A 26,327-nucleotide genomic window follows, 5' to 3' on the forward strand; every position below is an offset into this window, starting at 1 on the left:
GTCCGTCCTGTGACGCGTCAGGGTTGATCAGGCGGTCTCGCCTTAGGCGCGTGAATGGGCTATCGGCGTCGGTGCATCACCGGGAGAGACGCTGTGCAGGATGAGATATTGGCAGAGGTAGACCCGCGCGGGCCACGGCGGGTCCTTGCGCTTGGCATGTTGTTGACGCTCGGGGCGCTGGTTCTCTACCTGGCGTTCACGCAGCCGCCGGCGCACCTGGGGTGGCAGGTGTTCCTGATCGCGATGGGGCTTGGCGCGTTGGGAATGGCGTACAAGCTTCAGGTGGCGACAACCCGGTGCCTCTATCTGACGCGTGAGCATATTGCCGACAGCGATGGCAGGGTGCTGGCCCGGATCGAAGACGTTGAAGCGGTCAGCCGGGGGGCTTTTGCGATGAAGCCCTCGAACGGGTTCACGATAAAACTGAAAAACCCGGCGCCACGGGCGTGGCAGCCGGGTCTGTGGTGGCGTCTGGGGCGCCGGGTGGCCGTCGGCGGGGTGACCCCCGGGGCGCAAGCCCGTCCGATGGCCGACATCATCAGCGTGATGATTGCCCAGCGCGACGCTTAGCCGTCAGGATTGCTTCTTGTTCTTCTTCCCGTTGGCCTTTGACGAGTCGCTCGAACAGCTAGTGTGATCGGCGTCGCCCTCAGAGCCGTTCTCGGCGTTGTTGTTGCACAGTGACCCACCGGGCGCGTCCTGATCGCCATTGCCCCAGCCATTGTTCTGCCACTGCTTGTTCGTTCCGTCGTTGATCCCTTCGAAGATCACCTGCGGTGCAAACCGCGGACGGGTGAAGGAATAGGTCGAGATGTCGAAATCCTCGATGCCCGGGATCTGGAAGGTCGGTTCGTACCAGTCTCGTGTTTCGACAAGGATCGACTGGTCACCCGGCGCAAGGAGCGGCAGTTGGTCGGTGTAATTCACCATGTCTGCCTGAACGTGGGCAGACCAATCGCCCCGTGCCTTGGACCAGGCCAACATATACGAGCCATCCGTACTTTCCTCCCCGGTCTGGACAAATTGAACGACCGATATCCGCAAGTCGACATCTTCCTCCTCGGCCTGTGCAAGGTGGTACAGAAGGCTCTGGGCATTATCGATATAGGTCTCGTCGAGTATCTCGGTTTCCCGCGAGATGATGTCGCCGATTGTATAATTTGCCTTTTGATTGATCGCGGTCTGGCGAAACACATCGAAGAAGATCCATGTGGCTACAAAGATGACCAGGAGGATCGGGATGAAGATGATCGCTTCGAGCGACGCATCCCCTTTCTGGTCGCGGAAGAACCGCGAGATATCATTCTTGATACGAACTAGCATTAGTAAGGCTCCTGTACGAAGGCCGTGTAGGACACCAGCGCGGTATATCCTTCGGAGTCCTTTTCAAGGGATCCTCCAATGACGCCCGTCGGTGTGATCGGCTTGTACTTGTAGCAGGCGCGAAGCAGCATCAGCTCGTTCGGGGCGCCTGCGTCGAATGTGATGGCCGGGCGAACCTCTTCGGTTGTGTCCACGCATGTTGCTGACAAGGACGGTTCACTCCAGTTCCGCAGATCAAGAGGGATCATTTCGAGGTACAAATTCTCATTGCATTCGGTCATGATATTCGCATTCTCGCAGATCTTCTGCTTGAGCGTGCTGTGATCGAAGGAGTCCCCGGTACCCAGCCGCACATCCCGCACGGTCGCATCGAGTCCACGCTCCAGCTCGGTATGGCGCAGCGACACGGCGCTGATTTCAAGTCCGGCAATAATGATTGCCATGAAAACCGGTAGCCAAAGGGCGAATGGAAGCAATACCACAGAGCCGTTTTCATCCCGCAGGAAGCGGCGGATATATTTCATGTCTTGCCGCGTCATTGTGTCAACCTCAGCTGGTTAATGGTCCGGGCAATCGCCTGGAACGCGTCCGAAATTTCAAGGCCTTCCACCGGGAAGTAGTGGGACGGCGAGGATGCACAATCGCGCATCGCGGCTTGTCCTCGGTCCGGGGCTTCAAAGCCGATGGAAAAGATGGTGACATCCGCATCACGCGTTTCCGCACAGAGTGTCGAAAGCCGGGAATCTGCCTCCGAATTGCTGACGATTGTCTCGTAGGCATAGTAGGCGTTGTAATACTCGCTATAGGACACGCGATTGTCGTAATATGGCCGGCGGAAGAACTTTTGGCCAAAGGCGCGGGTGCCCCAGCGTGCGAAGACTTCGGCGTTGGTCATAGGGCGTGCGGCAGCTCCGCCGTCCGGTTCACTTTGATACCTGTTGCGCCAATCATTGTCGAAGCGAACCCAGTAGTATTCTTCGCTGCTCCATCTGCCACCATCTGAAACGCGGTGGGAAAACCGGTCGTTGTACGGGTCATTGTCGCCTCGGTCGTCGATCCAGATATCGGACATGCCGCTGGCGTATTCGGGCGACAGATCATATTGCGTCGTGTTCATCCCGTCCGTCATGAGAACCACGATTTTCATCGCGTCTTCGGCGGTGTAGTCGGCCGGGCGACCGATTGCTTCCGACGTGATATGACCGTCCGACGCAAGTGAGCTGACAACCGGTCTGGCAGAGGGATCGAGAAGGGCAACGCCCCATTTCATCCCAAGGTCGATCGCCGTGTTGCCGCCCGCCTGGAAGGTATCGATAAGCGCGGTGAGGTCCGCTTCGTTGTCGCTCTGCGCAATGATCTTGTTTTCTTCACCAAGAGGGCACCATGACGACGGCGTTTCAACCGTATTCTGATCCAGCGTGTACGGGTCGAAATGCGCCAGGCGCTGCAACTGGGATCCCGGATCAATCCCCCGCGAATAGAACGCGGAATCCGGGAAGGACGCGCAGGTCGAGTTTTCGTGCTCTTCGGTCAGAATGTAATGCTGGGACAAGGTCGGTCCGAGGTTCACCGTCGCATTGTAGGGCACGATGTTGATCGTGGTCAGGCCCGACGTGTCGTCGTTGAGAACGGTTTCGATGAATTCCGTCGCAGCGACCTTGAGGTTGTCGATACGCTCGTTCTGACCCATCGATCCGGAGACGTCGAGGACGAGTGAAATTTCGATATTCGAAATGCGTTCCTCGGCAGCCGCGTTGCCGACCGCCTTCAGGTTGTCGACACCGATCAGCTGAAGGAATTTCGCCGGGAAGATCCGCTCTCCTTCGGCAGATACGTTCCGGTAGTTCAGCCCGGAATCCGGCGTGACCAAGATGTCTGCATCATCGAGACCCATTTTTTGCAGGTAGTCATCGACGATGACTTGTGGCTCGAGCTGCTGTTCAAGGTCGGCCGCGGCGAGCACGGCACGATCCAGCGTTGCTTGAAGCCGGGTTCTCTCGACCTCGGCATACATCAAATCGATCCCCATGCCGCCGTAGACCAGCATCATCATGGCGGCGATGATCGCCATGACTGACATGTTGCCATCGGTGTCACGGCCGAAGCGATACAGAGTCATGGCCGCACTGGACCTCAACTTTGATTTCTTGCGTCCCGCGACCGGCACCTTTGGCAGAAGGTTGCTTAATCCGATCATTTGTTACCTCTCTCCCATCCATTCAGGACGGACTGACACCCCACTTCGATTTGAGGAGAAGTGAAGGCGAAAGGCGGCGGCAATAGGGCAGGAAATGTGGAAAAATTAAGGAGTATGCTGAATTTAAAAGATAATTCACGGCTCTTTGGTCAAATTGATGCAATGGGTGAAACAGTTCTTCAGACTTGGCGGGATGATTTGAAAAGAATGTTCCACGCAATGCGTGCGAAATTTACAAAGCTGTCATAGGCTGCGCTTTGACACTGGGCGAAAGCCTGCCAACCGGGAGGAGTTTATGAGTAACAACGCGCCAAATGAGCCGACATTCCGCGAATCAGTGGATCTGATGTTCAACCGCGCCGTGGCGCTGATGGATCTTCCGCCGGGACTCGAGGAGAAGATACGCGTTTGCAACGCGACCTATACGGTGCGCTTCGGGGTGCGCCTGCGAGGCCAGATCAGGACGTTCACCGGGTATCGCTCGGTGCATTCGGAACATATGGAGCCCGTGAAGGGGGGGATCCGTTTTTCCACGGCGGTCAATCAGGACGAGGTCGAGGCGCTGGCAGCACTGATGACGTATAAATGTGCCCTGGTCGAGGCGCCCTTTGGCGGGTCCAAGGGCGGGTTGTGCATCGACCCCCGAGAATACGACGAATTCGAGTTGGAACAGATCACCCGCCGCTTTGCCTATGAGCTGACCAAGCGGGACCTGATCCACCCGGCCCAGAACGTCCCGGCCCCGGACATGGGAACCGGAGAGCGCGAGATGTCCTGGATCGCGGATCAATATGCCCGGATGAACACCACCGATATCAATGCGCGGGCCTGTGTCACGGGCAAGCCGCCGAACAATGGCGGGATCGCGGGCCGGGTCGAGGCGACGGGGCGCGGCGTGCAATATGCGCTGCGCGAATTTTTCCGTCATCCACCAGACATGAAGGCCGCCGGGCTGACCGGCTCGCTCGATGGAAAGCGGGTTGTCGTGCAAGGTCTGGGCAACGTGGGGTACCATGCGGCCAAATTCCTGCGTGACGAGGATGGGTGCAAGATCATTGGCATCATCGAACGCGACGGGGCGCTTTTCAATGAAAAAGGCATCGATGTCGAAGCGGTGCGTGAATGGATCATCAAGCACGGGGGGGTCAGCGGCTATCCCGATGCGGCCCATACTGCGGACGGGGCGAGCGTTCTGGAGGCGGAATGTGACATCCTGATCCCGGCGGCGCTTGAAGGGGTGATCGACCTCAGCAATGCCGAACGGATCAAGGCGCCGCTGATCATCGAGGCGGCGAACGGGCCGATCACCGCCGGGGCCGACGATATCCTGCGCGAGAAGGGCACGGTCGTGATCCCCGACATGTATGCCAATGCCGGCGGTGTGACGGTGTCCTATTTCGAATGGGTCAAGAACCTCAGCCACATCCGCTTTGGCCGGATGCAGCGGCGTCAGGAAGAGGCGCGGCACCAATTGGTGATCGACGAATTGCAGCGGCTGGACAACATGCTGGGCGACAAATGGTCGATGACCCCCGATTTCAAGGACCGTTACCTGCGTGGTGCGGATGAACTGGAACTGGTGCGCTCGGGGCTGGATGACACGATGCGCATTGCCTACCAGACGATGCATGAAGCCTGGCACAGCCGGGATGACGTGCATGACTTGCGGACCGCGGCCTATCTCGTGGCGATCGAAAAGGTCGCCGCGAGCTACCGGGCCAAGGGTCTCTGACGGATTGGATGACAATCCGCTATGGCTGGGTTAGACGTGCGGCACATCTGATCCAGCCACCAAACGAGGATGCACATGCTCCGCACTGCGCTTGCCACCACAGCCCTGACGTTTTGCTTGACGATCCCCGCGGCCGGTCAGGAAGACGACACCGAATGCCTCAAACAGGGCCAGATCGCGACCAACATCATGTCCGAGCGCAAGAACGGCACGAACGCCCGCCGCGCTGAAAGGCGTGTGATCGGAATGCTGCCGGAAGATGCGCAAAGCTATGAAGTTGCGGTTCCGGCGATGGTCGAATGGATTTACGGCCTGCCTGAAGAGCAGTTGACCCAGGAGGTCAGCAACGCGCTGTATCAGGCTTGCATGTCGCAATAAGCACGTATCGCGCGGGACCTTCTGGTGCCGCGCCCCACTGGACTCTTGGCTGGCAAAGCCCGATATTCCGGTGATGAGCCTGCCACCGAATTTTCTGGACGAATTGCGCACCCGCACAAGCCTGTCGCAGGTGGTTGGCCGCAAGGTTCTGTGGGACACGCGCAAATCGAACCAGGCCAAGGGCGACATGTGGGCACCATGCCCCTTTCACCAGGAAAAGTCGGCCAGTTTCCATGTCGATGATCGCAAAGGTTATTATTACTGCTTTGGCTGTCAGGCCAAAGGGGATGCAATTTCTTTCGTGCGCGAAACCGAGAATGTCGGTTTCATGGAGGCGGTGGAAATTCTTGCCGCCGAGGCCGGGATGCAGATGCCGAAACGCGATCCACAAGCGCAGGAGAAATCCGATCATCGGACCAGGCTGACCGAGGTGATGGAGCAGGCCGTGCGCTTTTTCGGCCGGCAATTGCGCAGCGGTGCCGGGGCGGATGCGCGCGAATACCTGGCCCGCCGCGGCCTGGACCAGGCGACGCAGGAGCGCTTCGCCATCGGGTTTGCTCCGCCCGGCTGGCAGACGCTTTGGGACCATTTGATCGGGCATGGCGTGCCGGGCGAACAGATCATCGAGGCGGGCCTGGCCAAACCGTCGCAGAAGGGGGGCAAACCCTATGACACGTTCCGCAACCGCATCATGTTCCCGATCCGCGATCCGCGCGGACGGGCCATCGCGTTTGGGGGTCGTGCGATGGACCCCAACGACAATGCCAAATATCTGAACAGCCCGGAAACCACGCTGTTCGACAAGAGCCGGACGCTCTACAACCACGGCCCGGCGCGCGAGGCGGCCGGCAAGGGCCAGCCGTTGGTCGTGGCCGAAGGCTACATGGATGTGATCGCGCTGGCATCAGGCGGGTTCGAGGCGGCTGTGGCGCCTTTGGGGACAGCCGTGACAGAGCACCAGCTACAGATGTTGTGGCGGATCACCGACGAGCCGGTGATGGCGCTGGACGGTGATGGCGCCGGGCTGCGCGCGGCGTACCGGGTGATCGACACGGCCTTGCCACTTCTCGAAGCGGGAAAATCCTTGCGCTTTGTGCTGTTGCCCGAAGGCCAGGACCCGGATGACCTGATCCGCTCCGAAGGGCGCGACGCGATGCGCACCCTGCTGACCGATGCGCAGCCGATGGTGCAGCTTTTGTGGCGACGCGAGACGGAAGGGCGTGTGTTCGACAGCCCGGAACGCAAGGCGGCGCTGGACAAGACATTGCGCGACCGCATTCGCACGATTCAGGACCCGTCGTTGCGCAACCATTACGGCGAAGAGATCAAGCGTCTGCGTTGGGAGCTGTTTCGCGGGCCATCGCGGCAAGCGCATCCCGGCCGACGCCGATTCACTATGCAAGCCCCGTCCAAACCGGCAGATGACACGCGAGCATCGCTTCTGGTGGCAGGCGGCAAGGATGTGGAAATCCGACTGCGCGAGGCGGTGATTCTTGCTGCGCTGATCGTCACACCGGAGCTGATCCCCGAATTCGAGGCCAAGATCGAGGAAATGCCCTGCGCCGATCGTGACCATGCCGCGCTCAAGGCGTGTCTTTTGCGCCACGCCGGTGATACGGTGGAGGCGGTGCGCACCGCTGCTGATGCGGCTGTTGGCGATGATGCCCTTGAAATGCTGTGCCGCGCACGCCATGTCGCCATCACCCCGTGTTTGCGCAACCCCGGCGATCCGGAATTGGCCCGCCAGACCATTGCCGAAGAACTGGCCAAACTCGAAGCGGGGACGGGGCTTGATGCGGAAATCGCCGAAGCCGCCGAAGATTTGTATGCGTCGGCAGACGAAACGCTGACATGGCGGCTAGGCCAGGCAGCACAGGCCCGGCAATCCGCACAGCGGGCACAGTCCGAAGACAGGACGGAATATGATCTTGGCCCCAACGGGGCCGCGATAAATCGGGAGGAACGCAGCGCATTTGCCGCTTTGATGGAGACAATTCGCTTCGATAAACCCCGCAGCTGACGGTGTTTTGCTAAGGAAAGCGTAAACGAAACAGGGTAAACGGGTGTGCGAATCACTTATTCGCGCTATTGATTCGGGTCAATCGAATCGCCCCGTCTCGACAGGAGCATCCATGGCCGCCAAAGATAACGATGACGCCAAGACTGAAGACCGCGAAGAAGATGTCAGCCTCGACATGAGCCAGACTGCGGTCAAGAAGATGATCGCAGACGCGCGTGAACGCGGCTACATCACGTATGACCAACTGAACGAGGTGTTACCGCCGGATCAGGTCAGTTCCGACCAGATCGAGGACGTGATGTCGATGCTGTCCGAAATGGGCATCCAGATCACCGAGGCGGATGAAGAGTCCGAGGAAGAGGACAAGGGCGCCACGGATCTTGTGCAGACCGCCAAGCCCGGTGACGTGACCGTCGCGTCGGGCGGATCGGAAAAGCTGGACCGGACCGATGATCCGGTGCGCATGTACCTGCGCGAGATGGGCAGCGTCGAGTTGCTCTCGCGCGAGGGCGAGATCGCGATCGCAAAACGCATCGAAGCCGGGCGCAATACGATGATCGCCGGGCTTTGCGAAAGCCCGCTGACCTTCCAGGCGATCACGATCTGGCGCGAGGAATTGCTGTCAGAGGACATTCTGCTGCGCGACGTCATCGACCTCGAGACGACATTCGGCGACCAGATGGTTGACGAGGAAGAGGTGGCGGCGGCCGTTGCGACCCAGACCGGCGGCGAATCTGCGACGAACACATCGTCCTCCGAGAAGAAGTCCGAAGAAAAGCAGGAGCTTGATGCGGACGGAAATCCGATTGCGACAGAAGATGACGAGGACGAGGAAGAGCAGGCGAACATGTCGCTCGCCGCGATGGAAGCCGCGCTCAAGCCGCGTGTTCTCGAAACGCTTGGCCGGATTGCACAGGACTACGAAGAACTGTCCAGCATGCAGGACAACCGTATCTCGGCAACGCTCAACGAGGACGGTTCCTTCAGCAAGGTGGACGAGGAACGTTACCAGAAGCTGCGCTCGGAAATCGTTGAGCTGGTGAATGAATTGCACCTGCACAACAACCGGATCGAGGCGTTGATCGATCAGCTTTACGGGATCAACAAGCGCATCATGTCGATCGATTCGTCCATGGTGAAGCTGGCCGACCAGGCGCGCATCAACCGCCGCGAATTCGTCGATGCCTACCGCGGTCGCGAGCTTGACCCCAACTGGCTCGAAGAGATGAGCGAAAAGACCGGCCGTGGCTGGCAGATGTTCATCGAACGCTCGCTGCCCAAGGCCGAGGAATTGCGTGCCGACATGGCGCAGGTGGGTCAGTATGTCGGACTAGATATATCTGAATTCCGCCGCATCGTCGCCCAGGTCCAGAAAGGCGAAAAAGAGGCGCGGCAGGCCAAGAAGGAAATGGTCGAGGCGAACCTGCGCCTCGTGATCTCCATCGCCAAGAAATATACCAACCGTGGTTTGCAGTTCCTGGATTTGATCCAGGAGGGGAACATCGGCCTGATGAAGGCGGTGGACAAGTTCGAATACCGCCGGGGCTACAAGTTCTCCACCTACGCGACATGGTGGATCCGCCAGGCGATCACGCGGAGCATCGCAGACCAGGCGCGCACCATCCGTATTCCGGTGCACATGATCGAAACGATCAACAAGCTGGTCCGCACCGGTCGGCAGATGCTGCACGAAATCGGTCGCGAGCCAACGCCCGAGGAACTGGCCGAAAAGCTCCAGATGCCTTTGGAGAAGGTGCGCAAGGTGATGAAAATCGCCAAGGAGCCGATCAGCCTCGAAACGCCGATCGGCGACGAGGAAGACAGTCAGCTTGGCGATTTCATCGAGGACAAGAACGCGGTTCTGCCGCTGGATGCCGCGATACAGGACAACCTCAAGGAAACCACGACGCGGGTTCTGTCGTCGCTCACCCCGCGCGAGGAACGTGTTCTGCGGATGAGATTTGGGATCGGTATGAACACCGACCACACTCTCGAAGAGGTGGGTCAGCAGTTCACTGTTACGCGAGAACGTATTCGCCAGATCGAAGCGAAAGCACTGCGCAAGCTGAAGCATCCGTCGCGGAGCCGCAAGCTGCGCAGCTTCCTGGATCAGTAACCCATGTCGTTTCTCAAGAAGCTCTTTGGCGGCGGCGGTGATTCATCGCCCCCGCCGGCACCCCCGGAACATCATAACGGGTACACGATCCGGCCAGAGCCGGTCAAAGACGGCGGCACATGGCGCATCGGGGCGCAGATCGAAAAAGAAATCGACGGCGCGTTGAAATCACATTTCATGATGCGTGCCGATAGCCTGCAAGATTACGGCGACGCGGCGAAAGCGTCGGTGAGCAAGGCGAAGATGCTGGTCGACCAACAGGGCGACAGCATCTTCAAATAGATCAGGTCGTCAGCCTGTCGCTGTGATCATGTCCGATCTGCCTGATTGGGGTCCTTGGTCGTGCCCGGTCCCGTCTCGGGATCGCGGTTCGTCTGTTTTGGCCCGTCCGTTTCATCGGGAACATCCTTGAAGGGATCGTGACCGGGGTTTCCGGTTCGGTCTGCCTGATTGGGGTCCGATGTTGTGCCGGGTCCCTTTTTCGGGTCGGTGTTGTCTGTGCTCATCCTGTCACTCCTATTGCGTCGGCATTACGAAAACTTCCTGCACGTTGGCGCGCGGGTTGGCGCCGAGCGCGAAGACAACCGCGTCTGCCACGTCTTCTGCTTGCAACTTGTCCGGATGCGGCTCGTCAAAGAAGGGTGTGTCCACCATGCCCGGTGCGATCACGGTACAACGTCCGCCCCATTCGCGCATTTCCTCGGCCATATTGCCGCCATAGCCATGAACAAACCATTTGGACGCCCCATAGACAGAGCCTTTGATGTGGCGCCGTCCCGCAGCGGATCCCGTCATCAGCAGATGCCCCGTGCTCTTTCTCAGGTGCGGCATCGCGGCCTTCGTGGTCCAGAGCAGGCCCATGACATTCAACTCGATCATCTTGTGCCATTCGTCCGGGTCGCCGGCTTCGGTGCCCGCTGCGCTCAGCCCCGTGCCGGCGTTCGCAAAGGCGGCATCAACCGCGCCGAAGTGATCCGCCAAGTTGTCCAGCGCCTGAACCTGATCGTCGAGCCGGGCCGCATCTCCGGGCAGAGCCAGCGCGCGGTCGCCGATTTCACGGCCAAGTTTTTCCAACTTGTCCTTGGAGCGGGCGAAAAGGCCGACATTCCACCCGCTGTCTGCGGCGAAGCGGGCTGTGGCTGCGCCGATGCCGGTCGATGCGCCGGTGATGAAGATTGTTTTGTTGGGCATGATCGGGTCCTGAGATTTGTGGTCCATGTCGGAAAGATAACGCGCCAGGGGGTGGGACAGGTTCCCTCGCTGTGCCGTAAGGCCGCGTTTTGTGTATATCCAAGGTATTTCACGATGCAGAGGCGGGATTGCGCATGAAACATGCAACCTTTGAAATCCAGACAACAGGCCCGGGCCTTTACGAGTTCACGCGCGATGTCGCGGCATGGGTGCAGGGCGATGGCCTGTTGACGCTGTTCATCCAGCACACCTTCGCCAGCCTGCTGGTCCAGGAGAACGCCGATCCCGAGGTGAAGACCGATCTGAGCGCTTATTTTCATCGCCTCGTGCCGCCGACCACCGATCCGGGGATGTCCTACCTGACGCACACCCATGAAGGCCTGGACGATATGCCGGCCCATATCAAGGCGGCGATGCTGCCGGTGAGCCTGTCGATCCCGGTGGTGCACGGGGAGATCGGATTGGGCACATGGCAGGGCATTTATGTCTTTGAACATCGCAACGCGCCTCACAGGCGGCGCGTTTTGGCGCATCTGGGGTGATCTTGCGCCGCGGAAAACCCGGGTCCACATGCAATCTGATGCAGCGGAACCACCAGTCCTTGCGGGGTAAATTCCGGGCTACCCAAAACCTCGCGGCTGACCTATAGTCGCTGTGGATAAGTGGGGGAAACCCACAGTCTGAGGCAGAGACGAAAAAGAAGGGGGACGGCCAATGCGCTGCCCGTTTTGCGGAAATATCGATACACAGGTAAAAGATAGCCGCCCGGCAGAAGATCATGTCGCCATCAGGCGCAGACGCTTTTGCCCGGCTTGCGGCGGGCGGTTTACCACCTATGAGCGCGTCCAATTGCGCGATCTGGTGGTCGTCAAGACAAGTGGACGCCGAGAGGATTTCGACCGCGACAAGCTGGAACGCTCTATCCGCATGGCGATGCAGAAACGCCCCGTGGACCCGGAACGGATCGACCAGATGATTTCCGGCATCGTGCGGCGTCTGGAAAGCCTTGGCGACACGGACATTCCCTCCAAGCAGATCGGCGAGATCGTCATGGAGTCGCTGGCGCGGATCGATACGGTTGCCTACGTGCGCTTTGCCAGCGTCTACAAGAATTTCCAGGAAGCCGACGATTTCGACAAGTTTGTCAGCGAGTTGCGCCCGTCCGACAAGGACAAATCCAAACCTGAAGAGTGACCGTGCCCGGCCCCCCCGATGACACGCGTCATATGGACCGGGCGCTGGCGCTGGGTCGGCAGGGGCTGGGCAACACCTGGCCCAACCCGGCGGTCGGCTGTGTCGTGGTGCGGGATGGGCGCGTGGTCGGCGAAGGCTGGACCCAGCCGGGCGGACGCCCCCATGCCGAGAGGCAGGCGCTGGACATGGCCGGCGCAGCGGCCAAGGGCGCGACGGCCTATGTCACATTGGAGCCCTGCGCCCATCACGGAAAGACACCGCCCTGCACGGAGGCCTTGATCGCCGCCGGTATTGCCCGCGTCGTCGCCCCCTTTGCCGACGCGGACCCACGCGTGTCGGGGCAAGGCTTTGCCCGGTTGCGCGAAGCCGGGATCGCGGTCGAGACCGGCATTGGCACCGATGCCGCGGCCCATGATCATGCCGGGTTCTTTTGCCGCCTCTCCAGCGGTCGCCCGCTCGTTACCCTGAAACTGGCCACCAGTCTTGATGGCCGCATCGCCACCGCCAATGGCGACAGCCAGTGGATCACCGGAGCCGAGACGCGCGCGGGTGTGCATCGCTTGCGCGCCTGTCACGACGCTGTGCTGGTGGGCGCGGGCACGGTGCGGGCGGATGATCCGCTGCTGACGGTACGCGGGATCGATGTGCCGCGACAACCGGTGCGCATTGTCGTGTCCAGACGGTTGGATATGCCAACTGATGGGCGGCTTGGCCAGACGCTGGATCAAGCGCCGGTCTGGCTATGCCATTCCGACGATGCGCCGATCGATGCGCGCGAAGCCTGGTCCGGTATCGGAGCCAAGCTGCTGCATCTGCCACTCGATGGACGCCAGGTCGATATCGCCGCGCTGATGCAGCGGCTGGGGCGCGAGGGACTGACCCGGGTGCTCTGCGAAGGTGGCGGGGAGCTTGCTGCGAGCCTGATTGCCGCTGATCTGGTGGACCGGTTGGAGGTGCATATGGGCGGTGTGATCATCGGGGCCGAGGGGCGCCCTGCGCTCGGCGCCCTGGGTCTCGACCGCTTGTCGGACGCACCGCGCTTTGCCTTGTGCGACCTGTGGAAAAGCGGCGATGACGTGGTGCAAAGCTGGGTGCGTCAACGCCGCCAGATCCATGCGTAACTGGTCAGCATCCCTTGCATCTTGGCCAGGCGCCTCAGGCGCTTTGGCTGTTTGATCTGGCCGTTCGCAAGCCGGTCCAGAACAACCTCCACAGGGCAGGCCTGCCCCGTCACCGGATCGAAATAGCGCGGGTAGTCGATGAGCGTGGCGTGGGCCAAAGCGTCGAGACTGACGGACTGTCCGCGCCGTGCCGGCATGGCGCATAGATCCGTGGTCAAACCCCAGCCTGCGTAAAACGGCTGGCCCAGGGTGGTAACCGGAACTCCGCGCAGAAGCGCCTCGAACCCGCTCAGCGAGGTGAGGGTCCAGACCGCGTCGATCTGGCCATACAGCGGGGCGATTGCACGATGGGTGACAATGTGATCCGCCCAATCAGACGCGCCACTTACCGCGCCGGGGCGCAAGCCGGCGACCACATCGGGGTGAGGTTTGTAGACAAGGACGGCGTCCGGATTGCTGGCCCGGACCTGTTGCAAAAGCGCGGCGTTGGTCGTGATATCCGGGCATCCCAACCGGATTGAGGCGTCATCCTCGACCTGACCCGGAACGAGGATAACCTGTCGCCCCTGGCTGTCCGGCAGATCGGGCGCCGTTTGATCAGCGGCGTATTTGCTCACCTCGTTTTTGACAATCCGGGCAATCACCTGTCGCGCTCGGTTGAGCGAGGACTCGTGCAGGTGAACGCTGTCGGCGATCAACCGTTCAAGCCGCGATGGCCGTGATGGGTCGAAATAGATGCCAAGATCGTCCAGCACCAGTGAAAGTGGCGGCATCAGCTCTGCGCCAAGGCCCTGCGATCGGATGAACCCGTCCTCGACGGTCCATGTGTCCTCGTCGGCTCCCGCCCCCCAGCGCATCACGCGAGGTGCCGTCCCGGACGGGGTTTCCGAGAACCGCATGGGATGGTGCGCGCCGAAGATCTTTTGCATATGTGGGCGCTTCCACAGGCGCATGTTTCGGCCCACCCAACCCGCGCGGTCCTCGGTCCAAGCGCGGCGGGTGGCCTCGACCGTGTCGATCACGCGGGAAAGATTGCACAGGCGGTCATGGTAAGGATCATACCAGACAGGAAACCGCATCATGGCCCCGGCAAAGATCTGACTGCGGGTGAGTTTGCGCTGGCGACGCGGCAGATGAATCTCGTCGTCACTCAGCCCCCACCCGGCATAGAAGGGGGTCCCGAAGACGCGGGGCCGGTGCCCTGCGAGGATCGCCTCGAACCCCATCTGCGACGACAGGGTATAGACCGCGATCGCGCCATCCAGCAAATCCATCGGCGCGTGGGCACCGTCGATAAAGGACACGCGCCCCCGCGCGTGATCGTCTGTAAAATGGCCTGGACGCGTGCCCGCCCGTGTCTCGGGATGCGCCCGGATCAGGATGCGGCTGTTCGGGTGTTCTGTTTGTGCGAAATACAGCATTTCGGCAAATCTTGCCCGGGCCATGTCCGGACCCGAGACCGATGCATGTACTGACGCATCGTCCGCGACCTGGTCCATGACAAGCACATAGCCGGGGTCGGGCAAGGGCAGGTCCGGGTCGTACGCTGCGTATTTCGACAGTTTGCCGCGCACCATACGCGCCATGAGGTCGCGCGCGGTGTTCAACTCCGCGGTATCGTCCAGCGGTTCTTCGATAAGAAGGGTTTCCAGATCCGACGGGCTGGACGCGTCGAAGTGCACGCCTGTCCGGTCGAGGGTCAGGCCAAGCGGTGGTTCGTTTGCAATTCGGCCCGGATGCAAGGACCGCAGGAAGGCATCTTCGACCCGCAGCACGGGCGCACCCCGCACGCGGGCCTGCGACGTGCCACGTCTGGCGCTTGGGGCGGCGCCCCAGATGCCGATCCAGTCATCGGAGTTCGGTCGTCCGAGGGCCACCCGCCAGCTGGAAAGCTCCAGAATGCGCTTGATCCGGCGCCGGGTGAAAAACCCGCTGTTGTAAACGTAAAGTCGCCGGAGGCTGGTGCCTCCGGCGTGCGTTGGGGGTGGATCCGCCTGCACGGCCCGTTTACTCGGTCAGGGGTCCGCCGGTTGCGGCCGTGGTCAGGCTCTGTGCGCCGCCCAGCGTGCCGGTGATCGACGATATGGTCCGGTTCCACTGAACGATGGGCGCTTCTGTGACGTAGATCAGATCACCGTCGCGGATCAGGAAATCCCGTGCCGTGAAGAGCCCGTTGGGTTCGGTAAGGTCATGAACGTAGATCATGCGCTGGGCGCCGACGAAATCGTTCCGTCCAAGCACCGCGTTGGCGATATCCGCCGGCTCGTTGCGAAAGACGAAGACACCCGTGGGGTCAGAAGTTGTCGGGATCAACCCGCCCAACTGGGCCAGAGCCTCGACCAGCGACAGGGTCCGCGTTTCAAAGGTCATCCGCGTTTGCGCGCCGGCTGCGCCAAGAGCGGTGAAGGCGCGCTGATCGGCTTCGATCAGGATGCGGTCGCCATTGCGCAAGGCGATGTCGAGTTCCGGGTGGTCGTAAAGATCCTCAAGCCAGATGGTTTCGCTGTGATTGCCCCGTGTCAGGGTGATCTGGGCAATTTCGGGCGATGTCCCGACGCCGCCCGCGCTGGCCACCATGGAGCCGAGCGTGCTTGTCGGGCGGGTGATCGGGAAGACGCCTTGCGCGCCGGCCGAGCCGAGAATCGAAACGGTCGCCCCGTCGCCCGCCGTTCGGCGCACCTGTACCTGCGGGTCGGGGGTCTGGTCTTCCAGCTTGTTGGTAATGATCCGGCGAATGGCCTCGGGCGTGTTCCCGGCAGCTTTGATGCGGCCGGCATAGGGCACGAAGATAAAGCCGGATCCATCGACTTGAACCGCTTCGAGGACGGTCGCGTTCGAGGCTTCACCGGTCAGCAGACCGTCATCGACATTTTCCCAGATCGTCAGCCCCAGCGTGTCGCCCGGGCGAATGATGTCCGCGCTTTGCACGTTCGCGTTCACAAGTGACTGCGTGAATCCCAGGGCAGGCACCACAGCGGTTGCGCGCGTCACGCGGTCGTCGACAGACACCACGAACGCATCGCCTTCGCGTTGAACGGAGCCGGCAAAGATCTGATTCTTGTTCGGGCCGACACCCGGCAAGCCGCATGACGCCACGAGGGATGCCGAAAGCACCACCGCGATGGGCTTGGCCCACCGGAAATTCATTTTGAACACTGCTCGGTCTCCTCGACCAGTTATTGTCTGCCTCGGTTCGTTTTTTCGTTAAAGTATCGAAAGATCGGCTCTTTGGCCAGCGTCCGGAGATCGGCGTTCTAGCGAACAAGCCGCAAGTGTTGCGCGGCGGTCTCGGACGGATCCAGTCGTTGTGGATAGGGACCTGCCGACCGCAACATGCGGTCTCCAACATTGCGCAAAAGTTCGGACCTGCCCTTGGCCGAATAAAACCCGCCGGGAATCTGGCTCGTTTCCAGCAGGAATTGCCGGTATATCGCATAGGCCACCGGGTCCGGTGGCGTCGGGTCAGCGAAAAACGTGGTCAGCGGCTGGTGTGATACGAGGCCTGGCTTGTCATAGACGCTGATGCCGAAACTGCGTACCGGCAGGCCGCGCCACAGCGCCTGATGCGCCGATGTCGAATTCACCGTCACGGCTGATCGCGCGGCATAGAGCAGGAAAGCCAGCTTGCCGCCTCGGACAAAGCTGATCCTCCCGTCGACACCGTGCCGCTTTGCGATGTCCCGAACCTGCATGTCCACCTTGGCGCGGCCGTCTTCCAGCGGATGCGCCTTGAAAACAAGCCGGTGGTGTTGCGGCGCGCCCTTGGCAAAGGCTTCGATCACATGCGCGACAAAGTCCGTCTGCGAGGGAAAGTCGGAAAAGGCGCGAAAACTGGCATCGTGGTCAAGCTGCAAAAGGACGACGTGGTAGGGCCAGCCCGCCTTTCGAATTGTGCGCGTGGTCATCCAGCGTTCAACAATGTGGCGCGGACGCCGCAGGAGCCGAAGAAGGTGCAGACGAAATTCCTCGGCCACGTTCTGATCGCGGTGCGGATGGTAATGTGGGAAGGCCTGGTTTCGGAAGAGCACATGCCAATGGTAGAGTGCCCCGTGCACCATGTGCATCCGCAAATCCCCCCAACGGTCGGGCGGCAATGCCGGGGGCTCCTCGGTACATGTCAGCGCGCGTTCCATCTCTTCGATGGTGATCGTCATCAGGCGTGAATTGCCGTTCGATCCGTCGCGCTCATAGGTCGCCCAATAGGGCCTCAGGTAGCCTTCCTCGAAGACATGGATCGTCAATCCGGCACTGCGCGCGGCGGCGATCGCCTCGGCGTGGTGGCGGCGAGTGTCGCCATAGAGCACGAGATCGGTTGCCCTGATCATCTTGACCCATTCGAGAAACCGGGTCGGCCATTCCTCGATCGGGGTGCAAAATCGCAAGAGCGTTTCGCCGTCGCGCCACTTCGATCCATCACCCGCGTTGAACGCCACCCGCCAGCAGCGCGCGCCCGTTTCCTTGAGATGATCGGCCAACTGGCTGAAGAACGGCCCATGCGGCCCCTGCAAAAACAGGAACACCCTTGAAGACGATGATTCCGGCGTGACCGTTGTGTTTGCCATGGTGTCGCAGTACCCCTCGAATGAGGGATAAGCTATCATGAATGATATGCTTCTGAGAATGAAAATTCCCAAGGTTTTGTGTGGCTAGAAACAAAAGGGGCTAGATCATGTTTACCGGCATCATCACGGATATAGGTGAGATCCGCAGCCTCGAACACGCGGGCGATCTGCGCGCGCGTATCGGTACGGGCTACGACACGAACGGCATCGATATCGGAGCGTCCATCGCCTGCAGCGGGGTCTGTCTGACCGTTGTGCAGCTTGGTCCGGACTGGTTCGATGTGGAGATCAGTGTAGAGACATTGAACAAGACCAATATCGGCACGTGGTCGGAGGGACAGAAGGTCAACCTCGAACGCGCCTTGAAGGTTGGAGACGAATTGGGCGGGCATATCGTTTCCGGCCATATCGACGGTCTGGCCGAGATCGTGCAGATGCGCAGCGAAGGAGACAGCGTGCGATATACCTTCGAGGCACCGCGTGCCCTTTCCAGGTTCATCGCGCCAAAGGGATCGGTCGCGCTGGACGGCACGTCCCTGACGGTGAACGAAGTTGATGACACGCGCTTCGGGGTGAATATCATCCGGCACACGCAGGAGGTGACCACCTGGGGCGTGTCCAAAGTCGGCGACCGGGTCAATCTCGAAATCGACACGCTGGCGCGTTATGTTGCGCGTCTTGCAGAGATGCAGGAGTAGCGCGGCGCGTTGCGCAGCGCCGCGCGCCTGCTGAGAGAGCCGCGACATTTCGCGATCAGGGGCAGGTGGCCTTGCCGATAGGCCGTTTTCTTTGGCCCCGCGTGGCATATGTATAGGCGATGACTGCCCTTCCTCCCTCCCTTGCCGCGTGGTTCGACTCGCGTGGGTGGACCATCCATCCGCATCAGCAGGACATGCTGAACCGCGCCGACGATCCATGCCTTTTGCTGATCGCGCCGACCGGGGGTGGCAAGACATTGGCCGGGTTCCTGCCGACGCTCGCAGAGCTGGCCGAGGCGCCGCGCGAGCGGTTGCACACGCTTTACGTCAGCCCGCTCAAGGCATTGGCCGCAGACATCAAGCGCAACCTGCGCACGCCGATTGACGAGGCCGGACTGGCGATCCGGGTCGAGGATCGCACCGGTGACACCTCGCAGCACATCAAGAAACGGCAACGCGCCGATCCGCCACATATTCTTCTGACGACCCCGGAGTCGCTGGCGCTGCTCACCAGCTACGAAGACGCGCCGCGCATGTTCAAGGATGTGCAGCGGGTGGTGGTGGACGAGATTCACGCTTTGGCCGAAAGCAAACGCGGCGACCAGTTGATGCTGGCGCTGGCGCGGTTGCAGACCATGTGCCCGGACCTGCGCCGTGTCGGTCTGTCCGCCACCGTTGATGATCCCGCTTCCATCGCGCGCCTGCTGGCGCGGCACCCCGACCCATGCAAGATCGTTCAGGCTGATCCGGGGCCGGATCCCGATATCTCCATGCTGGTCACGGCAGAGGCGCCGCCCTGGTCCGGGGGCGGTGCGAAATACAGCATTCCGGCAGTGCTGGAACAGGTCAAACAGCACAACACGACGCTCATTTTTCACAACACCCGCGCGCAGGCCGAGATCTTCTTTCACAACCTCTGGCTTGCCAACGAAGACGCCTTGCCCATCGGAATCCACCACGGCAGCCTTGATCGCGGTCAGCGTGAAAAGGTCGAAGCGGCGATGGTGCGCGGCGATCTGCGCGCGATTGTCTGCACCGGAAGCCTGGATTTGGGCATCGACTGGGGCGATGTGGACCTGGTGATACAGATCGGCGCGCCCAAGAACGTCAAACGTCTGGTGCAGCGGATCGGGCGCGCCAACCACCGGTACAACGCGCCCAGCAAGGCGCTTCTGGTGCCCGCCAACCGGTTCGAAGTGGTCGAATGCGTTGCGGCTTTGGAGGCAGTGAAGGCGCATGATCTGGACGGCGAATGGCGCGGGCGCGGCCCGCGCGATGTGCTGTGCCAGCATATCCTGATCGCCGCCTGTTCCGGCCCCTTCGATGCGGATGCGCTTTATGCGGAGATGACCGCCGCCGGGGCTTATGCGGATCTGAGCCGCGACGGGTTCGACGCCTGCCTGAATTTCTGCGCCACCGGCGGCTATGCCCTGCGTGCCTATGACCAGTGGCAGCGGTTGACACAATTGCCCGACGGGCGCTGGCAATTGCGCGATCCCCGGTCCGCCGCGCGCATAAGGCAGAACATCGGCACGATCCAGGACACCGACACGCTCAAGGTGAAATGGCGGGGCCGCGGCGGCGCGCCGTTGGGCGAAATCGAGGAAGGCTTTGCCGCCACGCTGACCAAGGGCGACACGTTTCTGATCGGCGGCCAGATCGTGCGCTACGAGGGCTTGCGCGAATTGACTGTCGAAGTCACCCGCGACCCCGGACGCAAACCCAAGATCGCCACCTTCATGGGCACCAAGTTCGCCACCTCCACGCAGCTCTCAAACCGCATTGTCCGAATGTTCCAACAGGACGATTGGCCCGACCTGCCGCGCCATACCCGCGATTGGTTGCACATGCAGCGCGGGGTCAGCCGCCTGCCTGAACCGGGGCGGCTCTTGATCGAAAGCTTCCGGCATGACGGGCGCGAACAGCTTGTCGTCTACGGTTTCGCCGGGCGCAACGCGATGCAGACGCTGGGGCTGTTGCTGACCAAGCGGATGGAGGAGGAAGGCCTGGCTCCCATGGGCTTTGTCGCCACCGATTACGCCGTGCTGATCTGGGGGCTGGACGCGGTGATCGACCCCGCGCCGCTTTTTGATATCGACGCGCTGGAGGCTGGTCTCGAAGGCTGGCTTGCGGGCAACGCCGTGATGAAACGCACGTTCCGCGCCTGCGCCACCATCGCGGGGCTGATCGAACGCAACCTTGGCGGTCAGCGCAAGACCGGGCGGCAAGCGACCATGTCGTCGGATATCCTCTATGACACGCTGCTGAAATACGATCCCGATCACCTGCTCATGCAGATCACCCGCGAAGAGGCGATGCGCGGGCTGGTCGATTTCGCCCGCATCCGCGAGATGGCCGAACGGGTCGGTGACCGCATCGACCTGCTTCGTCTCGATCGCGTGACACCGCTCGCAGCACCGCTGTTCCTCGAACCGGGCCGGGTTCCGGTGCGCGGTTCCGCTGACGAACGATTGCTGGAAGAAGAGGTCACGCGCCTGATGGAAACCAGCGGCCTCGCGCGGGTCGAGGCGGCACCCGGCAAACCGAAATGGCGCGTGCCCTATTGATCACGGTGCGTGCAGGCACTCACCCTGCGCCGGGTGCCCTTGCCTGCACGCATCTTTTTCAGGTCACATCGCGGTACGAGATTTCCTTGACGTCCTTGCCGGTCTTGCCGCGCCGCACGATCAACCGGTTGAGCGCGTGGATATAGGCCTTGGCCGACGCCACAACCGTATCGGTATCGGCGGATTGGCCGGTCGAGATCATGCCGTCTTCTTCCAGCCGCACACTGACCGTCGCCTGTGCGTCGGTGCCTTCGGTCACGGCGTGGACCTGATAGAGTTGCAGCTTGGCCTTGTTTGGATGCACCTGCCGGATCGCCTTGAACGTGGCATCTACGGGGCCGTCGCCGGCACAGGTGGCAGAGTGTTCTTTTCCGTCCACCTCCATCTCGATACTGGCTTCGGCCGGGGCGGTGCCGCAAACGACTTTCAGGTTCACCAGTTGCAAGGCGTCCGAGCCTTCGGTTGTCGCCGTCACAAGCGCGAGGATATCCTCGTCATAGACGTCTTTCTTGCGGTCGGCGAGGTCCTTGAACCGGACAAAGATATCCTTGAGCTGGTTGTCCCCGACATCGGTGCCCAATTCCTTGAGCTTGGCGCGCAGCGCGGCGCGGCCGGAATGTTTCCCCAAAGGCAGGGAGGACGCGGCAAGACCCACATCCTCGGGGCGCATGATCTCGAAGGTCTCGGCGTTCTTGAGCATCCCATCCTGGTGGATGCCGGATTCATGCGCAAAGGCGTTCTTGCCGACAATCGCCTTGTTGAATTGTACGGCAAATCCCGAAACGGTCGCGACCCGGCGGGAGATCTGCATGATCTTCCTGGTGTCAACACCCGTGTGATAGGGCATGATATCGGTGCGCACCTTCAGCGCCATCACCACCTCTTCAAGAGCGGTGTTGCCCGCGCGTTCACCGAGCCCGTTGATCGTACACTCGATCTGCCGCGCGCCGCCCTCGACGGCGGCGAGGGCGTTGGCGGTCGCCATGCCAAGGTCGTTGTGGCAGTGCGTGGCAAAGACGATCTCGTCGGCGCCCGGCACGGTTTCGATCAGGCGACGGATCAGGTCCGCGCTTTCCACGGGCGCGGTATACCCGACGGTGTCCGGAATGTTGATCGTCGTCGCGCCTGCCTTGATCGCGATCTCCACGACGCGGCAGAGGTAATCCCACTCGGTGCGCGTTGCATCCATCGGCGACCACTGCACGTTGTCGCACAGGTTGCGGGCGTGGGTCACGGTCTGTTCGATCCGCTCCGCCATTTCATCCTGGTCGAGGTTCGGAATCGCGCGGTGCAGCGGCGAGGTGCCGATAAAGGTGTGAATGCGCGGACGCTCGGACTGTTTGACCGCCTCCCAGCAGCGGTCGATATCGGGAAGCTGCGCACGTGCAAGGCCGCAGATCACCGATGTCTTGCTGCGCCGCGCAATCTCGGCCACGGCGCGGAAATCGCCTTCCGAGGCGATGGGAAACCCGGCCTCGATAATGTCGACACCCATATCGTCCAGCAGCTCGGCAATCTCGAGCTTTTCGGCATGCGTCATTGTCGCGCCGGGAGATTGTTCGCCGTCACGCAGGGTGGTGTCGAAGATCACCACGCGGTTCTTGTCAGTGCTTGTCATGGTCAGGGTCTTTCATGTCTTGTCCAAATCCGTCGGCGCGAAACGGTCATCCTCTGAGCGGTCGCGCCGGATGCGCCGCGCTCAGAGGCGGATTAGGAGAAGACGGGTGGCCAACGCAAGAGGCGCACAGCTGTGCGAGCGGAATGCGATATGGGCCAAACATGTCATGCAGGATATCATACCCAGCAATTCCCGAAAGAAAAGTCGTTTGGGAAAAAAAGACGCCCCCGGCTTCGGGAGCGTCCTGTGCTTCTTCGGTTCAAAAATATCCCGGGGGTTTGGGGGCTGGCCCCCAAGAGCGTCCGTTGAGGCAAACGCCAGGATGCATCGACGCGTCCTGCGCCGCGCTCAGAGGTCGGGATAGATCGGAAAGCGGGCGCACATCTCTGCGACTTCGCTGCGCACCTTGTCCTCCACCGCTGCATTGCCATCCTCGGCATTGGCCGCAAGGCCATCTGTGACCTCGATGATCCAATCCGCAATCTGGCGGAATTCGGCCTCTCCGAACCCACGTGTCGTGCCGGCCGGCGTGCCAAGGCGGATGCCGGAGGTGACCATCGGCTTTTCCGGATCAAAGGGCACACCATTCTTGTTGCAGGTGATATGTGCGCGTCCCAGGGCTTTTTCCGTGGCGTTGCCCTTGACGCCCTTGGGGCGCAGATCGACCAGCACCACATGGGTGTCGGTGCCATGGGTCACGGTGTCCAGACCGCCCTTGATCAGCTGATCCGACAGGGCCTGTGCGTTTCGGATGACGTTCTGTTGGTAGATCTTGAAGTCCGGGCGCAGCGCCTCGCCAAAGGCCACGGCCTTGGCGGCGATCACGTGCATCAGGGGCCCACCCTGAATGCCGGGGAAGATGGCGGAGTTGAATTTCTTCGCCAGCGCCGCGTCGTCGGTGAGGATCATGCCGCCGCGCGGTCCGCGCAGCGTCTTGTGGGTCGTCGTGGTAGCGACATGCGCGTGGGGGAACGGGCTGGGGTGTTCGCCTGCAGCCACCAATCCGGCGAAATGGGCCATGTCGACATGCAGGTAGGCGCCGACGCTGTCGGCAATTTCGCGCATCTTGGCAAAGTCGATCTGACGCGGGATGGCAGAGCCGCCCGCGATGATCAGCTTGGGCTGATGCTCGGTCGCGAGCGCCTGCACCTGATCATAGTCAAGCAGGTTGTCTTCCTTGCGCACCCCGTACTGGATCGCGTTGAACCACTTGCCCGACTGGTTGGGCGCGGCGCCATGCGTCAGGTGCCCCCCCGCGTCCAGGCTCATGCCGAGAATCGTGTCGCCTGGCTTCAAAAGCGCCGTGAACACGCCCTGGTTGGCTTGGCTGCCTGAGTTGGGCTGAACATTGGCAAAGCTGCAGCCGAACAAGTCGCAGGCCCGTTCGATGGCAAGGTTTTCGGCCACATCGACGTATTGGCATCCCCCGTAATAGCGACGGCCCGGATAGCCTTCGGCATATTTGTTGGTCATCACCGATCCCTGCGCCTCCATCACGGCGCGGCTGACGATGTTTTCCGATGCGATCAGCTCGATCTCGTCGCGCTGACGGCCCAGTTCGTCGGTGATCGACGTGAACAGGTCAGGGTCGCTGTCGGCCAGGGATTTGGTGAAAAAGCCGGTTTCGCGGTGCGGGGCATTCATGGGCTGCGCCTCCTTGAAGCATATTTTCGATGACTGTCTACCTATCGGAAACGGGGGAAAAGGCAAATGCGGGAAAGCGATCCTAGGCCAGAAAGCTGCGCCACGTCTGGCGTGGCGGGAATGTTTGTGATTGTTTCGGACCGGGATGACCCCGATAGGAAGCATTTCTCATGTCGATGCGTATCGCTTTTGCCGCCAGTTCCGCGCCGATTGCCGAGGCGGCCAAGGCCGGGCTGACGCGGAAATACGGCGATCATGCCGAGGACGGAGCCGACGTCATCGTGGCGCTGGGGGGCGACGGGTTCATGCTGCACACGTTGCACCGGACAGAGGAATTGGCGGCGCCGGTGTACGGGATGAACCGGGGCACGGTCGGGTTCCTGATGAACGAGTATTCCGAGCACGATCTGGAGGCACGGCTGGAGCGGGCGCAAGAAGAGGTGATCAACCCGCTGTCGATGCTGGCCACGACCATGGACGGCATCACGCAGCGGGCGCTGGCGATCAACGAGGTTTCGCTTTTGCGGGCGGGGCCGCAGGCGGCACGGCTGCGGATCAGCGTGGACGGGCGGGTTCGGATGGCCGAGCTGGTCTGTGACGGGGCCCTGGTCGCGACGCCTGCCGGGTCGACCGCGTATAATTATTCCGCCCATGGTCCGATCCTGCCCATTGGATCGGATGTGCTGGCCCTGACGGCGATGTCGGCATTCCGGCCGCGGCGCTGGCGGGGGGCCTTGCTGCCCAAGACGGCGGAGGTCACCTTCGAGGTTCTGGACCCGGAAAAGCGGCCGGTCATGGCCGAGGCGGATTCCCGCGCGGTGCGGGACGTGGTGCGGGTCGATATCCGGTCAGAGCCGTCAACGGCCCACCGGGTGCTGTTCGATCCGGGTCACGGGCTTGAGGAGCGGCTGATCCGGGAACAGTTCGTCTGAGCGGCGTCCCACGCGTGGGACGCGGCGGCACGCCCTGAAATCAATGGGTTACAGAGACCGGTTCACAGTTTCTTAACCTTTGCCCGATCCAGACCCTTTGCAAGCCGTTGCCGCAAATCGGCCCATCTTGTGCCCCATCCGTCTTGTATGCCGCCCCGCTGCGCGGTTTCGAGAAGGCAAGACGACATGCGGATTTTGAGCTACGTGATCCTTGCGGTGCTTCTGCTTGCCCCCGGCATGGCGCAGGTTCAGGAGCGCGACCGTCTTGACCGGCGCGGTGAGCTTCTGGGCTGGGAAGGCGTCGGGCGGCTGGACCTTGGGGGCAGCACCTGCACGGGGGCACTGATCACCAGGACATTGGTCCTGACCGCCGCGCATTGCGTGGTGGACACGTCCCGGCAAACCCTGTTGCCAAAAGCGCCCATGCGCTTTCATGCCGGTCTGGCACATGACTTTGTCGCCGCGACGCGGCGGATCGACAAGATCGTTCTGGCCGATGGCTATCTTGGTTCGGGCGATGCCTCCTTGACAGACCAAGTGCGGACCGACCTGGCGCTCCTGCGGCTGGACAGGCCGATTTTCAGCACCGAGGCCGAACCGTTCAAGGTGCATGACGGCGTGTCGAGCAAGGGCAAGGTCACGCTGGTGTCATATGGGCGCGGTCGCAACACATCGCTCCAGCGCGAATCCGGGTGTCGGCACAAGGAAACATATCGCGGCGGGCTGATGAGCTTTGACTGCGATGTGACCTTCGGATCCTCCGGCGCGCCGGTGTTCGTCAAAGTCGATGGCAGATTGCGCATCGCGTCGGTGATTTCGATGATGAGCACGTTCGAGGATGGCAGCAAGGACGCGATTGGCATGTCCTTGCCGGCGACCGTGGCAAAACTCAGACGCGAGATGCGGAACGATGCGGCCCGTGCGCCGGTGTCGGCCGGCGCCAAGCGGGTCACGATCGGGCAACGCTCGACCTCTGGCGGAGCGCGCTTTGTCACGGTGGATTGAGGTGCGGTCACCTGTCCCGGCCCGAAAGG

23 protein-coding genes are annotated in these 26,327 nt (G+C 61.5%); 13 read left to right on the top strand and 10 right to left on the bottom strand.

Annotated elements, in window-relative coordinates:
- The first annotated feature begins 108 nt into the window (after positions 1-108).
- Complete coding sequence (locus tag LCF59_RS03140; protein ID WP_292285500.1) at positions 109-570, top strand: hypothetical protein; 462 nt, start codon at positions 109-111, stop codon at positions 568-570.
- Between the two features lie 3 nt (positions 571-573).
- On the opposite strand, the gene LCF59_RS03145 is transcribed toward LCF59_RS03140, so the two are convergent.
- From LCF59_RS03145 to LCF59_RS03155, 3 genes are read right to left on the bottom strand one after another with little or no spacing between them, the layout of a single operon-like run.
- Positions 574-1,323, bottom strand: a complete 750-nt coding sequence (locus LCF59_RS03145) for a hypothetical protein (protein ID WP_292285502.1) — start codon at positions 1,321-1,323, stop codon at positions 574-576.
- The gene (locus tag LCF59_RS03150; RefSeq protein ID WP_292285503.1) at positions 1,323-1,862 is read right to left on the bottom strand and encodes a pilus assembly protein; all 540 of its coding nucleotides are present in this window, start codon (positions 1,860-1,862) and stop codon (positions 1,323-1,325) included. The genes LCF59_RS03145 and LCF59_RS03150 overlap by 1 nt, the downstream gene beginning before the upstream one ends.
- A complete protein-coding gene (locus tag LCF59_RS03155) occupies positions 1,859-3,520 on the bottom strand; it encodes a TadE/TadG family type IV pilus assembly protein (RefSeq protein ID WP_292285505.1) in 1,662 nt (553 codons plus the stop codon). Before LCF59_RS03155 ends, LCF59_RS03150 begins: the two co-directional genes overlap by 4 nt.
- Positions 3,521-3,815: 295 nt before the next feature.
- On the opposite strand from LCF59_RS03155, the gene LCF59_RS03160 reads away from it, so the two are divergent.
- From LCF59_RS03160 to LCF59_RS03180, 5 genes are all read left to right on the top strand, one after another.
- On the top strand, positions 3,816-5,252 hold the full coding sequence (locus tag LCF59_RS03160; RefSeq protein WP_292285507.1) for a Glu/Leu/Phe/Val dehydrogenase: 1,437 nt from the start codon (positions 3,816-3,818) through the stop codon (positions 5,250-5,252).
- Positions 5,253-5,327: 75 nt separating this feature from the next.
- Complete coding sequence (locus LCF59_RS03165; RefSeq protein ID WP_292285509.1) at positions 5,328-5,630, top strand: hypothetical protein; 303 nt, start codon at positions 5,328-5,330, stop codon at positions 5,628-5,630.
- A 73-nt stretch (positions 5,631-5,703) separates the two neighbouring features.
- Complete coding sequence (dnaG, locus tag LCF59_RS03170) at positions 5,704-7,650, top strand: DNA primase (protein ID WP_292285510.1); 1,947 nt, start codon at positions 5,704-5,706, stop codon at positions 7,648-7,650.
- A gap of 112 nt (positions 7,651-7,762) precedes the next feature.
- Positions 7,763-9,766 carry an RNA polymerase sigma factor RpoD gene (gene rpoD, locus LCF59_RS03175; RefSeq protein WP_292285512.1) on the top strand — a complete coding sequence of 668 codons (2,004 nt, stop codon included), beginning with the start codon at positions 7,763-7,765 and terminating at the stop codon, positions 9,764-9,766.
- A 3-nt stretch (positions 9,767-9,769) separates the two neighbouring features.
- The gene (locus LCF59_RS03180) at positions 9,770-10,048 is read left to right on the top strand and encodes an HlyU family transcriptional regulator (RefSeq protein ID WP_292285513.1); all 279 of its coding nucleotides are present in this window, start codon (positions 9,770-9,772) and stop codon (positions 10,046-10,048) included.
- A 26-nt stretch (positions 10,049-10,074) separates the two neighbouring features.
- Here LCF59_RS03180 and LCF59_RS03185 read toward each other — a convergent pair whose 3' ends face one another.
- Both LCF59_RS03185 and LCF59_RS03190 read right to left on the bottom strand, forming a co-directional pair.
- Positions 10,075-10,272, bottom strand: a complete 198-nt coding sequence (locus LCF59_RS03185) for a hypothetical protein (protein WP_292285515.1) — start codon at positions 10,270-10,272, stop codon at positions 10,075-10,077.
- A 10-nt stretch (positions 10,273-10,282) separates the two neighbouring features.
- Positions 10,283-10,957, bottom strand: a complete 675-nt coding sequence (locus tag LCF59_RS03190; RefSeq protein WP_292285517.1) for an SDR family oxidoreductase — start codon at positions 10,955-10,957, stop codon at positions 10,283-10,285.
- A 134-nt stretch (positions 10,958-11,091) separates the two neighbouring features.
- Between LCF59_RS03190 and LCF59_RS03195 the strand changes: the two genes are divergently transcribed.
- The 3 genes from LCF59_RS03195 (at position 11,092) to ribD (ending at position 13,272) form a co-directional block, all read left to right on the top strand.
- A complete protein-coding gene (locus LCF59_RS03195; RefSeq protein WP_292285519.1) occupies positions 11,092-11,499 on the top strand; it encodes a secondary thiamine-phosphate synthase enzyme YjbQ in 408 nt (135 codons plus the stop codon).
- Between the two features lie 172 nt (positions 11,500-11,671).
- Positions 11,672-12,151: a transcriptional regulator NrdR gene (nrdR, locus tag LCF59_RS03200; protein WP_292285521.1), complete on the top strand. Its 480-nt coding sequence runs from the start codon at positions 11,672-11,674 to the stop codon at positions 12,149-12,151.
- Positions 12,152-12,153: 2 nt separating this feature from the next.
- Positions 12,154-13,272, top strand: coding sequence for a bifunctional diaminohydroxyphosphoribosylaminopyrimidine deaminase/5-amino-6-(5-phosphoribosylamino)uracil reductase RibD (ribD, locus tag LCF59_RS03205; RefSeq protein ID WP_367273341.1), 1,119 nt, complete (start codon positions 12,154-12,156; stop codon positions 13,270-13,272).
- Here the strand turns inward: ribD and LCF59_RS03210 are convergent.
- The 3 genes from LCF59_RS03210 to LCF59_RS03220 form a co-directional block, all read right to left on the bottom strand.
- Positions 13,248-15,272 (bottom strand): capsular polysaccharide biosynthesis protein, encoded by a 2,025-nt coding sequence (locus LCF59_RS03210; RefSeq protein WP_292285523.1) that lies wholly within the window; start codon positions 15,270-15,272, stop codon positions 13,248-13,250. The genes ribD and LCF59_RS03210 overlap by 25 nt on opposite strands.
- Before the next feature lie 7 nt (positions 15,273-15,279).
- A complete protein-coding gene (locus tag LCF59_RS03215; RefSeq protein ID WP_292285933.1) occupies positions 15,280-16,419 on the bottom strand; it encodes a polysaccharide biosynthesis/export family protein in 1,140 nt (379 codons plus the stop codon).
- 107 nt (positions 16,420-16,526) lie between these two features.
- Positions 16,527-17,834, bottom strand: coding sequence for a capsule biosynthesis protein CapA (locus LCF59_RS03220; RefSeq protein WP_292285525.1), 1,308 nt, complete (start codon positions 17,832-17,834; stop codon positions 16,527-16,529).
- Positions 17,835-17,941: 107 nt separating this feature from the next.
- Here LCF59_RS03220 and LCF59_RS03225 point away from each other — a divergent pair, with 107 nt between their 5' ends.
- Both LCF59_RS03225 and LCF59_RS03230 read left to right on the top strand, forming a co-directional pair.
- Positions 17,942-18,532 (top strand): riboflavin synthase, encoded by a 591-nt coding sequence (locus LCF59_RS03225; protein WP_292285527.1) that lies wholly within the window; start codon positions 17,942-17,944, stop codon positions 18,530-18,532.
- A gap of 119 nt (positions 18,533-18,651) precedes the next feature.
- Positions 18,652-21,099 (top strand): ligase-associated DNA damage response DEXH box helicase, encoded by a 2,448-nt coding sequence (locus LCF59_RS03230; protein ID WP_292285529.1) that lies wholly within the window; start codon positions 18,652-18,654, stop codon positions 21,097-21,099.
- A gap of 58 nt (positions 21,100-21,157) precedes the next feature.
- Here LCF59_RS03230 and LCF59_RS03235 read toward each other — a convergent pair whose 3' ends face one another.
- A complete protein-coding gene (locus tag LCF59_RS03235) occupies positions 21,158-22,717 on the bottom strand; it encodes a 2-isopropylmalate synthase (protein WP_292285531.1) in 1,560 nt (519 codons plus the stop codon).
- A 348-nt stretch (positions 22,718-23,065) separates the two neighbouring features.
- A complete protein-coding gene (glyA, locus tag LCF59_RS03240; RefSeq protein ID WP_292285533.1) occupies positions 23,066-24,361 on the bottom strand; it encodes a serine hydroxymethyltransferase in 1,296 nt (431 codons plus the stop codon).
- Positions 24,362-24,531: 170 nt separating this feature from the next.
- On the opposite strand from glyA, the gene LCF59_RS03245 reads away from it, so the two are divergent.
- Positions 24,532-25,293 (top strand): NAD kinase, encoded by a 762-nt coding sequence (locus LCF59_RS03245; RefSeq protein WP_292285535.1) that lies wholly within the window; start codon positions 24,532-24,534, stop codon positions 25,291-25,293.
- Between the two features lie 186 nt (positions 25,294-25,479).
- A complete protein-coding gene (locus LCF59_RS03250; protein ID WP_292285537.1) occupies positions 25,480-26,298 on the top strand; it encodes a trypsin-like peptidase domain-containing protein in 819 nt (272 codons plus the stop codon).
- The last annotated feature ends 29 nt before the right edge of the window (positions 26,299-26,327 follow it).

Origin of the sequence: Marivita sp. (assembly GCF_020055675.1) — a bacterium.
GTDB lineage: Bacteria > Pseudomonadota > Alphaproteobacteria > Rhodobacterales > Rhodobacteraceae > Marivita.

Coding starts and splice junctions, on each gene's coding strand:
- LCF59_RS03145 (WP_292285502.1), bottom strand. CDS start 1,323: ATGCTAGTTCGTATCAAGAATGATATCTCGCGGTTCTTCCGCGACCAG.
- LCF59_RS03150 (WP_292285503.1), bottom strand. CDS start 1,862: ATGACGCGGCAAGACATGAAATATATCCGCCGCTTCCTGCGGGATGAA.
- LCF59_RS03155 (WP_292285505.1), bottom strand. CDS start 3,520: ATGATCGGATTAAGCAACCTTCTGCCAAAGGTGCCGGTCGCGGGACGC.
- LCF59_RS03160 (WP_292285507.1), top strand. CDS start 3,816: ATGAGTAACAACGCGCCAAATGAGCCGACATTCCGCGAATCAGTGGAT.
- LCF59_RS03165 (WP_292285509.1), top strand. CDS start 5,328: ATGCTCCGCACTGCGCTTGCCACCACAGCCCTGACGTTTTGCTTGACG.
- dnaG (WP_292285510.1), top strand. CDS start 5,704: ATGAGCCTGCCACCGAATTTTCTGGACGAATTGCGCACCCGCACAAGC.
- rpoD (WP_292285512.1), top strand. CDS start 7,763: ATGGCCGCCAAAGATAACGATGACGCCAAGACTGAAGACCGCGAAGAA.
- LCF59_RS03180 (WP_292285513.1), top strand. CDS start 9,770: ATGTCGTTTCTCAAGAAGCTCTTTGGCGGCGGCGGTGATTCATCGCCC.
- LCF59_RS03185 (WP_292285515.1), bottom strand. CDS start 10,272: ATGAGCACAGACAACACCGACCCGAAAAAGGGACCCGGCACAACATCG.
- LCF59_RS03190 (WP_292285517.1), bottom strand. CDS start 10,957: ATGCCCAACAAAACAATCTTCATCACCGGCGCATCGACCGGCATCGGC.
- LCF59_RS03195 (WP_292285519.1), top strand. CDS start 11,092: ATGAAACATGCAACCTTTGAAATCCAGACAACAGGCCCGGGCCTTTAC.
- nrdR (WP_292285521.1), top strand. CDS start 11,672: ATGCGCTGCCCGTTTTGCGGAAATATCGATACACAGGTAAAAGATAGC.
- LCF59_RS03215 (WP_292285933.1), bottom strand. CDS start 16,419: ATGAATTTCCGGTGGGCCAAGCCCATCGCGGTGGTGCTTTCGGCATCC.
- LCF59_RS03220 (WP_292285525.1), bottom strand. CDS start 17,834: ATGGCAAACACAACGGTCACGCCGGAATCATCGTCTTCAAGGGTGTTC.
- LCF59_RS03225 (WP_292285527.1), top strand. CDS start 17,942: ATGTTTACCGGCATCATCACGGATATAGGTGAGATCCGCAGCCTCGAA.
- LCF59_RS03230 (WP_292285529.1), top strand. CDS start 18,652: ATGACTGCCCTTCCTCCCTCCCTTGCCGCGTGGTTCGACTCGCGTGGG.
- LCF59_RS03235 (WP_292285531.1), bottom strand. CDS start 22,717: ATGACAAGCACTGACAAGAACCGCGTGGTGATCTTCGACACCACCCTG.
- glyA (WP_292285533.1), bottom strand. CDS start 24,361: ATGAATGCCCCGCACCGCGAAACCGGCTTTTTCACCAAATCCCTGGCC.
- LCF59_RS03245 (WP_292285535.1), top strand. CDS start 24,532: ATGTCGATGCGTATCGCTTTTGCCGCCAGTTCCGCGCCGATTGCCGAG.
- LCF59_RS03250 (WP_292285537.1), top strand. CDS start 25,480: ATGCGGATTTTGAGCTACGTGATCCTTGCGGTGCTTCTGCTTGCCCCC.